This window comes from Methylorubrum pseudosasae, from assembly GCF_029504475.1.
GTDB lineage: Bacteria > Pseudomonadota > Alphaproteobacteria > Rhizobiales > Beijerinckiaceae > Methylobacterium > Methylobacterium extorquens.
In genome coordinates, this window is the sequence record NZ_JAQGDU010000002.1 from 2,519,866 (window position 1) to 2,532,496 (window position 12,631).

Below are 12,631 nucleotides of genomic sequence, written 5' to 3' on the forward strand. Positions count from 1 at the left end.
CCGGCTCTTCCGAGCCGGGGCCTTTCTCATGTCGTGGGTCTGGAAAGGAGCGGCCGATTACTCGGCCGCCGCCGGGGGCAGCTCGCTGAGTTCAGCGGCGTTGGCCGCGTTCTCGGCGGAGCGCTGCTGAAGGATCAGGTTGTCACGGCGGCGCGCGATGGAGCGGATGTCCGCCGCGAGCGAGCCGGTGCCAGCCGGGATGAGCGAGCCGACGATGACGTTCTCCTTCAGGCCGTCCAAGGTATCGACCTTGCCGTTGACCGCCGCCTCCGTGAGGACGCGGGTGGTCTCCTGGAACGAGGCCGCCGAGATGAACGACTTGGTCTGCAGCGACGCCTTGGTGATGCCGAGCAGGACGGGCACGCCCTGGATCGGCTTTTTGCCCTCGGCGAGGAGCTTCTCGTTGAAGTCGGCCAGTTCGGTGCGGTCGATCTGATCGCCCGTGAGGATGTCGGAGTCGCCGCCGTCGGTGATTTCCACCTTCTGCAGCATCTGCCGGACGATGACCTCGATGTGCTTGTCGTTGATCGACACGCCCTGGAGCCGGTAGACCTCCTGGATCTCGTTGACGAGGTAGGCGGCAAGCTCCTCCACGCCCTTGATCGCCAGGATGTCGTGCGGCGCCGGGTTGCCGTCGACGATGTAGTCGCCGAGTTCCACCACGTCCCCGTCCTGCAAGTGGATGTGCTTGCCCTTCGGGATCAGGTACTCGACGGCATCGGAGCCGTCGTGCGGCGTCAGCGTCAGACGACGCTTGTTCTTGTAGTCGCGGCCGAAGGCGATCGAGCCCGACTTCTCGGCGATGATCGCCGCATCCTTCGGACGACGCGCCTCGAACAGCTCCGCCACCCGCGGCAGACCGCCGGTGATGTCGCGGGTCTTGGCCGAGTCCGTCGAGACACGGGCGAGCACGTCGCCGGCCCGCACCTTCGCACCCGGATCGAGACCGATGATGGCATCGACCGGCAGGTAGTAGCGGGCGTCCGAACCGCGGGCCAGCTTCACCGGCTTGCCGTCCTGATCCAGCACGAGCATGGCCGGCTTCAGGTCGGAGGTGCGGGATGAACCGCGCCAGTCGATGACGACGCGCTTGGCGATGCCGGTCGACTCGTCGGTGGTCTCGGTGATGGACTGGCCATCATAGAGATCCTCGTAGCCGACGATGCCGTCCACCTCGGCGACGATCGGACGGGTGTAGGGGTCCCACTCGGCGATCCGCTGGCCGCGCTTGATCGTGTCGCCCTCGTCGACGCGCACACGGGCACCGTATTGCAGGCGGTGCACCGCCCGCTCGGTCCCGTCCGGCCCGACGATCACCACGGCGACCGAACGGCCGGTGGCGATGAGGTCGCCATCCGAGTTCTTGGCCAGCGAGCGGTTGCGGATCTTGATCGTGCCCTCGAAGCTCGACTCGACGAAGGACGAATCCGCGATCTGCGCCGCACCGCCGATGTGGAAGGTACGCATGGTGAGCTGGGTGCCCGGCTCGCCGATCGACTGCGCCGCGATGACGCCGACAGCCTCGCCCATGTTGACGGGCGTGCCGCGGGCCAGATCGCGCCCGTAGCAGGTGGCGCAGACGCCGCTCTTGGTCTGGCAGACCAGCACCGAGCGGATCTTCACCTCCTGGATGCCGGCGGCGTTGATCGCCGGCAGGTGACGCTCCTCGATCGTCTCGTTCGTCTTGACGATGACGGTGCCGTCCTGCGCCACCAGATCCTCGGCCGTGGCGCGGCCCAGGATACGGATGGAGAGCGGGGCGACGACCTGGCCGGCATCGATGATGGCGCGCATCTTGATGCCGTTGGTCGTGCCGCAATCGACCTCGCGGATGACCGCGTCCTGCGCCACGTCCACCAGACGACGCGTCAGGTAGCCCGAGTTCGCGGTCTTCAACGCCGTGTCCGCGAGACCCTTACGGGCGCCGTGGGTGGAGTTGAAGTACTCGAGAACGTCGAGGCCTTCCTTGAAGTTCGAGATGATCGGCGTCTCGATGATCTCACCCGACGGCTTGGCCATGAGGCCGCGCATCGCCGCGAGCTGCTTCATCTGCGCGGGCGAACCACGGGCGCCCGAGTGGCTCATCATGTAGATCGAGTTGACCTGCTTGTCGGCCCCGTTCTCGTCCTTCTGGACGGCGGAGATCCGGCCCATCATCTCGGCGGCGAGCTTGTCCGAGCACTTGGCCCAGGCATCGACGACCTTGTTGTACTTCTCGCCCTGGGTGATCAGGCCGTCGTTGTACTGCTGCTCGTAATCCTTCACGAGCGTGCGGGTGTCCTCGACGATCGACCACTTGTTCTCCGGCACGACCATGTCGTCCTTGCCGAACGAGATACCGGCCTTGAACGCGTGGCTGAAGCCGAGCGCCATGATGCGGTCGCAGAAGATCACCGACTCCTTCTGACCGCAGTGGCGGTAGACGGTGTCGATCATCGCCGAGATCTCCTTCTTCGTCATCAGCTTGTTGACGACGTCGAAGGGCACCTTCGGGTGCATCGGCAGCACGCCGGACAGGATCACGCGGCCCGGCGTGGTGTCGTAGATCCGGGAGACGGGCTCGCCATCGGGGCCGAGGCCGCGCCAGCGCCACTTGATCTTCGAGTGCAGCGAAACGGACTTGGCCGCGAGCGCGTGCTCGAGCTGACCGATATCGCCGAACACACCCTGCATCGGGTTGTTCTTGTCGTCGGCCTTGTGCTCGCCGACCGAGCCGTCGGCGACGATCGAGAGGTAGTAGAGGCCCAGCACGATGTCCTGCGACGGCACGATGATCGGCTGACCATTGGCTGGGTGCAGGATGTTGTTGGTCGACATCATCAGGACGCGCGCCTCCAGCTGAGCCTCGAGGCTCAGGGGAACGTGCACGGCCATCTGGTCGCCGTCGAAGTCGGCGTTGAACGCGGCGCAGACCAGCGGGTGAAGCTGGATCGCCTTGCCCTCGATCAGCTTCGGCTCGAACGCCTGGATGCCGAGGCGGTGCAGCGTCGGCGCGCGGTTGAGCATGACGGGATGCTCGCGGATGACCTCATCCAGGATATCCCAAACCTCGGGCTTCTCCTTCTCGACGAGCTTCTTCGCCTGCTTGACGGTGGCGGAGAAACCCTTGGCGTCGAGGCGCGCGTAGATGAACGGCTTGAACAGCTCGAGCGCCATCTTCTTCGGCAGGCCGCACTGGTGCAGCTTCAGCTCGGGACCGACCACGATGACCGAACGGCCGGAGTAATCGACGCGCTTGCCGAGCAGGTTCTGGCGGAAGCGGCCCTGCTTGCCCTTCAGCATGTCGGCGAGCGACTTCAGCGGACGCTTGTTGGCACCCGTGATGACGCGGCCGCGGCGGCCGTTGTCGAACAGCGCATCGACCGCTTCCTGAAGCATGCGCTTCTCGTTGCGGATGATGATGTCCGGCGCGCGCAGCTCGATCAGCCGCTTGAGGCGGTTGTTGCGGTTGATGACGCGGCGATAGAGGTCGTTGAGGTCGGACGTGGCGAAGCGGCCGCCGTCCAGCGGGACCAGCGGGCGCAGGTCCGGCGGGATGACGGGCACGACCGTCAGGATCATCCACTCGGGCTTGTTGCCCGAGAGCTGGAACGCCTCGATGATCTTGAGGCGCTTCATCAGCTTCTTGGGCTTCAGCTCGGAGGTCGTCGTCGCGATCTCCTCCTTGAGCGACGTCGCGATGCCCTCGAGGTCGAGTTCCATCAGGATGCGCCGGATCGCCTCGGCGCCGATCATCGCCGTGAACGAATCCTCGCCGTACTCCTCCTGCGCGCGCAGGTACTCCTCCTCCGAGAGGAGCTGACGCTCCTTCAGGGGGGTGAGGCCCGGCTCGATGACGACGTAGGACTCGAAGTACAGGATCCGCTCAAGGTCCTTGAGCGCCATGTCGAGCAGCAGGCCGATGCGGCTCGGCAGCGACTTCAGGAACCAGATATGGGCGACGGGGGCGGCCAGCTCGATATGGCCCATGCGGTCGCGACGGACGCGGGCGAGGGTGACCTCGACGCCGCACTTCTCGCAGATGACGCCCTTGTACTTCATGCGCTTGTACTTGCCGCACAAGCACTCGTAATCCTTGATCGGCCCGAAGATGCGCGCACAGAACAGGCCGTCGCGCTCGGGCTTAAAGGTACGGTAGTTGATCGTCTCGGGCTTCTTGATCTCGCCGTAGGACCAAGACAGAATTTTCTCGGGCGACGAGATCGAGATCTTGATCTGGTCGAAGCTCTGCGGCTGGGCCTGCTGATTGAAAAGGTTCATGACCTCTTGGTTCATGATCCGCTCCTTGCTCGCCGGCTGCCCCGCGCCTGGGCAGTCACGGCTTGATCCTCATGGCGCCGCGCTCGTCCGGAGCGCCGCTGGCCGTCGTCGTGCTTGGGAAGGCCCCGCCCCTTCCTGCTCGACCGCGGCGGGGCCTCGGGAAAGGCACCGCTGCGGGAGGTGATGGCTGTCGTTACTCGGCGGCGTCGGCCGGCGGCTCGATCTGGTCGTTGGCCGCCTGCTGCTGCTTGGAGGAGGTGAGCTCGACGTTGAGGCCGAGCGAGCGCATCTCCTTGACGAGCACGTTGAAGGATTCGGGGATGCCGGCCTCGAACGTGTCGTCGCCGCGGACGATCGCCTCGTAGACCTTGGTGCGGCCGGCCACGTCGTCCGACTTCACCGTGAGCATCTCCTGCAGCGTGTAGGCCGCGCCGTAGGCCTCCAGCGCCCAGACCTCCATCTCACCGAAGCGCTGACCGCCGAACTGCGCCTTACCGCCCAGCGGCTGCTGGGTGACGAGCGAGTACGGGCCGATCGAGCGCGCGTGGATCTTGTCGTCCACGAGGTGGTGCAGCTTCAGCATGTAGATGTAGCCCATGGTGACCTTGCGGTCGAAGGGCTCGCCGGTCCGCCCGTCGTAGAGCGTCGACTGCGCCGAGCGGTCGAGCCCGGCCATCTCCAGCATCGTCTCGATGTCGGCTTCCTTGGCGCCGTTGAACACCGGGGTGGCCATCGGCACGCCGCGGCGCACGTTGTTGCCCGCCTCGGCCAGAGCCTCGTCGGACAGCCCCTCGAGTTCGGACGGCGAGTAGATCGCTTCCATCTCAGCCCGCAGCGGCGCGATGTCCTGGTTCTTCAAATAGGCATCGACCGCCTTGGAGACCTTGCGACCCAAGCCCGCAGCCGCCCAGCCCAGATGGGTTTCCAGGATCTGGCCGACATTCATGCGCGAGGGCACGCCAAGCGGGTTGAGCACGATGTCGGCATGCGTGCCGTCTTCGAGGAACGGCATGTCCTCGATCGGCACGATACGCGACACGACACCCTTGTTGCCGTGGCGGCCGGCCATCTTGTCGCCGGGCTGGATCTTGCGCTTCACCGCCACGAAGACCTTGACCATCTTCATGACGCCGGGCGGAAGCTCGTCGCCGCGCTGCAGCTTCTCGACCTTGTCGAGGAAGCGCTGCTCAAGGCGCTTCTTCGACTCATCGTACTGCTTCTGCATCGCCTCGATTTCCGTCATCATACGGTCGTCGACGACGGCGAACTGCCACCATTGCGAGCGGGGATACTCGCTGATGATCTCGCGGGTCAGCGTGGTGTCTTTGCGGAAGCCCTTCGGGCCGGCGATCGGCGACTGACCGATCAGCACCTCGGCCAAGCGGGCATAGGTGTTGCGGTCGAGGATGGTCTGCTCGTCGTCGCGGTCCTTGGCGAGACGCTCGATCTCCTCGCGCTCGATCGCCTGGGCGCGCTCGTCCTTGTCGACGCCGTGGCGGTTGAACACCCGCACCTCGACGATCGTGCCGGTCACGCCCGGGGGAACCCGGAGCGAGGTGTCGCGCACGTCCGAGGCCTTCTCGCCGAAGATGGCGCGCAGGAGCTTTTCCTCCGGCGTCATCGGGCTCTCGCCCTTCGGCGTGATCTTGCCGACGAGGATGTCGCCGGCATGCACCTCGGCGCCGATATAGACGATGCCGGCCTCGTCGAGGTTCTTGAGCGCCTCTTCCGAGACGTTCGGGATGTCGCGGGTGATTTCCTCCGGACCCAGCTTGGTGTCGCGGGCCATCACCTCGAATTCCTCGATGTGGATCGAGGTGAACACGTCATCCTTCACGATCCGCTCGGAGAGCAGGATCGAGTCCTCGAAGTTGTAGCCGTTCCACGGCATGAACGCGACGAGCACGTTGCGGCCGAGCGCGAGCTCACCGAACTCGGTCGAGGGACCGTCGGCGATGATCTCGCCCTTCTTCACCGGCTCGCCGACGCGCACCAGCGGCTTCTGCGTGATGCAGGTCGACTGGTTGGAGCGCTGGAACTTCTGCAGGCGGTAGATGTCGACGCCGGGCTTGGTCGGGTCGGTCTCTTCCGAGGCGCGGATGACGATACGGGTGGCGTCCACCTGATCGACGATGCCGGAGCGGCGGGCGGCGATGGCGGCACCGGAGTCGCGGGCGACCACGGCCTCCATGCCGGTGCCGACGAAGGGCGCGTCGGCGCGAACCAGCGGCACCGCCTGGCGCTGCATGTTCGAGCCCATCAGCGCGCGGTTGGCGTCGTCGTTCTCGAGGAACGGGATCAGCGCCGCGGCGACCGAGACGAGCTGCTTCGGCGACACGTCCATGAGATCGACGCGGTCGGGGGCGACCACGATGACCTCACCCGCGCGGCGGCAGACCACGAGGTCGTCCGTCAGCTTGCGGCCCTCGTCCATGCCGGCATTGGCCTGGGCGACATAGTACTTCGCCTCTTCCATGGCGGAGAGGTAGGCGACCTCGTCGGTCACCACGCCGTCCTTCACCCGGCGGAACGGCGTCTCGATGAAGCCGTACTTGTTCACGCGGGCGAAGGTCGCCAGCGAGTTGATCAGGCCGATATTCGGGCCTTCCGGGGTCTCGATCGGGCAGATGCGGCCGTAATGGGTCGGGTGCACGTCGCGCACCTCGAAGCCGGCGCGCTCGCGGGTCAGACCGCCCGGGCCAAGCGCCGAGAGGCGGCGCTTGTGCGTCACTTCCGACAGCGGGTTGGTCTGGTCCATGAACTGCGAGAGCTGCGACGAGCCGAAGAACTCGCGCACCGCCGCCGCGGCGGGCTTCGCGTTGATGAGGTCCTGCGGCATCACCGTGTCGATATCGACCGAGGACATGCGCTCCTTGATGGCGCGCTCCATCCGCAGGAGGCCCAGACGGTACTGGTTCTCCATCAGCTCGCCGACCGAGCGGACACGGCGGTTGCCGAGGTGGTCGATGTCGTCGATCTCGCCCTTGCCGTCGCGCAGGTCGACCAGCGCCTTGACGACCGCGAGCATGTCCTCCCGGCGCAGCGTCCGCACGGTGTCGGCGGCGTCGAGGTCGAGGCGCATGTTCATCTTCACGCGGCCGACCGCCGAGAGGTCGTAGCGCTCGGAATCGAAGAACAGCGAGTGGAACATCGCCTCGGCGGTGTCGAGCGTCGGCGGCTCGCCGGGACGCATGACGCGGTAGATGTCGAACAGCGCGCCCTCGCGGGCCGAGTTCTTGTCCACCGCCAGCGTGTTGCGGATGTAGGGGCCGACATTGACGTGGTCGATGTCGAGCACGGGCAGCTCGGTGACGCCGACATCGTCGAGGCTCTTGAGGAGCTTCTCGGAGATCTCGTCGCCGGCCTCGGCCCAGATCTCGCCCGTCTTCATGTTGACGAGGTCTTCGGCGATGTACTGGCCGATCAGATCCTCGTCCGCGGCGCGCAGGAACTTGGTGCCCTTCTCGCCGATCAGACGCGCGTTGCGGGCGTTGAGCTTCTTGCCCGCCTCCAGCACGACCTCGCCGGAATCGGCGTCGATGAGATCGACCGAGGCCTTGAATCCCTTGAGGCGCTCGGCGTCGAACGGCACGCGCCAATCCGCCCCGTCACGCTGGTAGGCGACGCGGTTGTAGAAGGTCGAGAGGATCTCTTCGCCGTCGAGGCCGAGCGCGAACAGCAGCGAGGTGACCGGCAGCTTGCGCTTGCGGTCGATACGCACGTGCACGATGTCCTTGGCGTCGAACTCGACGTCGAGCCAGGAGCCCCGGTAGGGGATGATGCGGGCGGCGAACAGCAGCTTGCCGGACGAGTGGGTCTTGCCCTTGTCGTGGTCGAAGAACACGCCCGGCGAGCGGTGCATCTGCGAGACGATGACGCGCTCGGTGCCGTTGACGATGAAGGTGCCGTTGTCCGTCATGAGCGGCATGTCGCCCATGTAGACATCCTGCTCCTTGATGTCCTTGACCGACTTGGCGCCGGTATCGGGGTCCACATCGAACACGATGAGCCGCAGCGTCACCTTGAGCGGGGCCGCGAAGGTGATGCCGCGCTGGCGGCACTCGTCGACGTCGTATTTCGGCTGTTCGAAGGTGTACCGCACGAACTCGAGCAGCGCCGTCGAGGCGAAGTCGGAGATCGGGAAGACCGACTTGAAGACGCTCTGCAGGCCCTCGTCGGCACGCCCGCCCTCGGGCTCGTCCACCATCAGGAACTGGTCGTAGGACGCCTTTTGAACCTCGATGAGGTTCGGCATCTCGGCGACTTCCCGGATCTTACCGAAGAACTTGCGAATGCGCTTGCGACCGACCAGCGTATTGGCCATGAGACCTCGCTCCACCACCTCAGCGTAGGGTGCCCGGGGAACGGCGGACCGCCTCCCATCACCGGACCCGAAGGGCCGTCCCGCCGGACGATCAGCCCACCCGAACCGAATTTGTCTCCGTTCGCCGCCCATTCCTGCCTTCAGGAACGACGGCCGCCCGAAGCAGCGTTAGCCCGCGAGCCGGAGCCCGCGGGCGTCTGGCCGGCGCGCCCTCGAGGAGAGCGCGCCGGATGCGATGGGCCGGTCTCGGCCCATCGACGGATTACTTAAGCTCGACCTTGGCGCCGGCCTTCTCGAGCTGGGCCTTGAGCTTCTCGGCCTCGTCCTTGGTCGCGCCTTCCTTGACGGGCTTGGGCGCGCCCTCGACGAGGTCCTTGGCTTCCTTGAGGCCGAGGCCGGTGATCGCGCGGACCTCCTTGATGACCTCGATCTTCTTGTCGCCGGCCGAAGCGAGCACGACCGTGAACTCGGTCTGCTCTTCGACGGCAGCGGCGCCAGCACCGGCGGCCGGGCCAGCGGCGACGGCGACGGCGGCAGCAGCCGAGACGCCCCACTTCTCTTCGAGGAGCTTGGCGAGCTCGGCGGCCTCGAGAACGGTCAGCGAGGAGAGGTCCTCGACGATCTTGGCGAGATCAGCCATGTGCGTGTTCCTTTGGTGTATCGGTTTGAACGGGTCGGTTTGTGGGGGAGAAACGGCTCAGGCCGCCTCGTCCTTCTTGGCATAGGCCCCGAACACGCGGGCGAGCTTGGCCGCCGGCGCGTTGACGACCTGGGCGACCTTGGTCGCGGGAGCCTGGATGAGGCCCACGAGCTTGGCGCGCAGTTCGTCGAGGGACGGGAGCGAGGCGAGCGCCTTCACGCCGTCCGGGTTCAGGGCAGTCGTTCCCATGGCGCCGCCGAGAATCACGAGCTTGTCGTTCGTCTTGGCGAAGTCCACCGCAACCTTGGCGGCCGCGACCGGATCGCTGGAGTAAGCGAGCAGGGTCGGGCCCTTCAGGAGGGGCTTGATGGAGGCGACGTCCGTGCCATCGAGAGCGATGCTGGCGAGCCGGTTCTTGGCGACCTTCACGGTGGCGCCGGCCTGCTTCATCTGCGAGCGCAGCTTCTGCATGTCGGCGACCGTGAGGCCTTTGTAGTGGGCCACGACGACCACGGCGTTCGCATTGAACACGCCGTTGAGCGTCGAGACGAGATCAGCTTTAGCTGTCCGGTCCACTGTGCTCTCTCCGGTTGGCGGAACCTGAGACAGGCCCGCCGGTTGCACTTGCCGCCCGGAACGGATCTCGGCGTAGAAGCCGGAACCGTCGCGGACGACGTCTCACGGCCCTGTCCCTTTGAAGCGCCCCAGGGGCCCCTCGCGGGTGAGATTGGTTCAAACCGAGGTCTCCCGCCGGCGCCTGACGGCCCCGGAGGAAGACGTAGAAAAATTCGGTCTTCCCCGTCTGTGCAGGCTGTCGCCGATTAAGCCGGTCGCCCGGCGCCTGCAGTCTCGGACAGGACATAGCCGGAAACGGCGCTCGGAGCAGAAGCTCCAAGACCATCCCGGCCATCACCGTCCGGTTGCCCGAACGGCATCTCGAATGGAAACCGACCGATTGGCCGATCCCTTTCAATGGTTGAAATCGTGGAGCGCGGTCTATAGCGGCGTGCAAGCCGCCTGCCAAGTCCCGCAATGCGACTTTTCCGTCGCAGGCAAGGAAGCAGACGAGGGCCCGAGCGAGCGCGGGCGGGCATGGGCCCCGGCCGGAGGCATGCCCTCGCCTTAACCGATCCTTGACTCTGCCCGCGCCGCGTCCGCCGCGGCGCGGAGCCCGTGTGCGCCAGCGCATCCCCGACCATGGGCGGCGGCCTTACACCGCAGCGCACAAAAGCAGGGGATCTCGCGGGCGATGGCCTCGAAGGTGTTGTTGGCGCTGGTGGTGTTCGTGTTCCTCGTGGACGGCCACCTGCCGGGGATGCGCGAGTTGCGTAACCCGGACAGCGAGGGCGGGATGGGCGCGAGCCGCGCCGCGCTGCTGTCGAAGCGATCCGAGGCCTGAGCCTCGGATCGCCCGGCATGGCTCACCGAGCCCCGCTCCGCGATCAGTAGTTGATCTGGAGCTGTCCGCGGAACAGGTCGCCCTCGGCCCGGCCGAAGCGGCTGCTGCTGGCCTCGCGGCGCTTCATGTTGGCGTAGGCCAGGGTGAGTTCCACCGACTTGATCGGCTGGAACTCGACGCCGAGTTCCACTTCGTCGGTGTCGAGGCGCGGCGCGTTCGTCCCGACCTTCCAGCCGCCGTCATAGGTCTGCCAGCGGATGTAGGGCATGAACGGGCCGACCGGCGAATGGTCGACCTTGTACATCGCCTGGACGTAGCCGCCCTGGAGCGGCTTGGTCAGGATCGCCCGGGCCACGGGATCGAATTCGGGGCCGCGTCCCCAGTTCCACTCACCCTGAAGGCCGAAGGGCTGCGGGTACAGCATCGCGTGCACGCCGACGCGCTCGTCGTCGAAGGTGTTGCCCAGGGCGGTGGAGGAACCGAAGGTCGCTTCGGGCCGGAAGCGGTTGCGGTAGGCCGAGCCGCCGACTTCCACCACCTGCCCCTTGAACGCCTCGCCGAGCCCGTCGAGTTCGAACGGCCAGGTCGCCATCATGACCGTCATCAGGTCGTTGTTGCCCTCGACCCGGTTGATGGTCTGGCCGTTGTAGATACCGACGCCCAGGGCACCGTAATTGCCGAACAGCTTCTGGCCGCCCTTGGCCAGACGATCCCAGATGCGCTGCACGTGCGCAGGGGTGTAGTAGAACGTGATACCGATATCGCGCTCGCCGGGCACGCCGCTGTTGATCGCGTCGGAGCGGTCGAGTGTCAGGCGGTTCTGCGAGGATTGCAGGTTTTCCCAGCCGTAGGGCACCTTCTGCTGGCCGAAGCGCAGTTTGGTGCGGCGCTCGTCGTCGAGGAACACGTCGGCATAGGCGTCGCGCAGCTGCGTGAAGTGCTGGCGGTCGCCCACGCCGACCGCGAAGTCGGGCTGGATGTAGAGGAACACCCGCTCGTGGATGTCGCCCTGCAGGACCAAGCGCACCCGGCGGAAGGTGAAGTTGTTGCGGTCGGTGATGCCGCTGTCGTGGACCGAGCGCAGGCGCGAGACGCCGGAGGGCGCCGTATCGTCACCGGACAGGAACTCGTTGCCGCGCAGCTGGGTGTAGCCGCGCAGCGAGAGGCGCTCGAACCAGGTCTTCGGCCGGCCGGCTTGACGGGGGTCGTCGGCCAGCAGCTGCGGCGCGGGCGGCACCAGCGCGTCGTACCACGTCTCCGGCTCGTCGATGGCGAAGCGGTGCGGGACCGGGCCGGGTGCGGCCGGCTGCCCGATCGCGGATTCGTTCGGGCGCCCCGCCGCCGGGAAGGTGCCGGCATCGGTGTTGCGGGCGTTCGCCTGCCGTAGCGGCCCCCGCCCACCTCTGCCCTGCGCCTCCGACTGCGCCTTGATCAGCGCCTTGAGTTCGTTGATCTGCCGCTGAAGCTCGGCGACCGTCTGAGCCTGTGCCCGAGCGCATGGCAGCACCAGAGCGCTCGATAAGAGCAGCGCGGTCAGAAGACGTCGTTTCATCTCTCGAACCCCCTTTGCCGCGTTCCGGGCCGGCGTGATCACGCTCGCCGTGTTGTGTTGGAACGCGCCCAGTCCTCGGTTGCGGATCTTCTGGCGCAGCGCGAACCCCGGACGGCCGATCGAACCACCCGCGCCGACCGGCCCGCAGCATCTGCGGCGCCCGGCGAAGTCGTTAGTCGGCTCAATCGCTTAGCGATCCCGGCGGCCTGCCCCACAGCCATGCTTGGCCGATAGCACCCCGCTGGAAGGATTAAAAGTTATCTTGAATAAAACCCGAGGGATTGCCGGACTCATTACTTATATTACGGCTGCTAGAATGACTTAATCCGATATTTTTCACTATTTTTTCGTCATAAAAGTGACGTGAGTTTGTGTTTTATATAGTCGATTATTCTGAAGCCATCGGTCCGGCCAGGGCCGCCCGCGCCACCCCCTCTCCGTCCGGTGGCAAGGCCT

The 12,631-nt window shown here is 66.1% G+C and carries 6 protein-coding genes; 1 reads left to right on the top strand and 5 read right to left on the bottom strand.

Features of this window, described 5'->3' with window-relative positions; all coding sequences use genetic code 11:
• Positions 1-57 precede the first annotated feature (57 nt).
• From rpoC to rplJ, 4 genes are all read right to left on the bottom strand, one after another.
• Positions 58-4,275 (bottom strand): DNA-directed RNA polymerase subunit beta', encoded by a 4,218-nt coding sequence (gene rpoC / locus M2437_RS12710; protein ID WP_012255172.1) that lies wholly within the window; start codon positions 4,273-4,275, stop codon positions 58-60.
• 178 nt (positions 4,276-4,453) lie between these two features.
• On the bottom strand, positions 4,454-8,584 hold the full coding sequence (gene rpoB / locus M2437_RS12715) for a DNA-directed RNA polymerase subunit beta (protein WP_003597540.1): 4,131 nt from the start codon (positions 8,582-8,584) through the stop codon (positions 4,454-4,456).
• Between the two features lie 262 nt (positions 8,585-8,846).
• The gene (gene rplL, locus M2437_RS12720; protein WP_003597539.1) at positions 8,847-9,224 is read right to left on the bottom strand and encodes a 50S ribosomal protein L7/L12; all 378 of its coding nucleotides are present in this window, start codon (positions 9,222-9,224) and stop codon (positions 8,847-8,849) included.
• A 57-nt stretch (positions 9,225-9,281) separates the two neighbouring features.
• On the bottom strand, positions 9,282-9,800 hold the full coding sequence (gene rplJ / locus M2437_RS12725) for a 50S ribosomal protein L10 (RefSeq protein ID WP_003597538.1): 519 nt from the start codon (positions 9,798-9,800) through the stop codon (positions 9,282-9,284).
• A gap of 673 nt (positions 9,801-10,473) precedes the next feature.
• On the opposite strand from rplJ, the gene M2437_RS12730 reads away from it, so the two are divergent.
• Positions 10,474-10,623, top strand: coding sequence for a hypothetical protein (locus tag M2437_RS12730; protein WP_253387614.1), 150 nt, complete (start codon positions 10,474-10,476; stop codon positions 10,621-10,623).
• Between the two features lie 43 nt (positions 10,624-10,666).
• Here M2437_RS12730 and M2437_RS12735 read toward each other — a convergent pair whose 3' ends face one another.
• Entirely contained in the window at positions 10,667-12,175 is a 1,509-nt protein-coding gene (locus M2437_RS12735; RefSeq protein ID WP_253387615.1) for a porin, read from the bottom strand.
• Between the last annotated feature and the right edge of the window lie 456 nt (positions 12,176-12,631).

Bases quoted from the DNA above. Each gene is read 5' to 3' on its own strand.
- rpoC (WP_012255172.1), bottom strand. From the start codon at position 4,275: ATGAACCAAGAGGTCATGAACCTTTTCAATCAGCAGGCCCAGCCGCAG.
- rpoB (WP_003597540.1), bottom strand. From the start codon at position 8,584: ATGGCCAATACGCTGGTCGGTCGCAAGCGCATTCGCAAGTTCTTCGGT.
- rplL (WP_003597539.1), bottom strand. From the start codon at position 9,224: ATGGCTGATCTCGCCAAGATCGTCGAGGACCTCTCCTCGCTGACCGTT.
- M2437_RS12730 (WP_253387614.1), top strand. From the start codon at position 10,474: ATGGCCTCGAAGGTGTTGTTGGCGCTGGTGGTGTTCGTGTTCCTCGTG.
- M2437_RS12735 (WP_253387615.1), bottom strand. From the start codon at position 12,175: ATGAAACGACGTCTTCTGACCGCGCTGCTCTTATCGAGCGCTCTGGTG.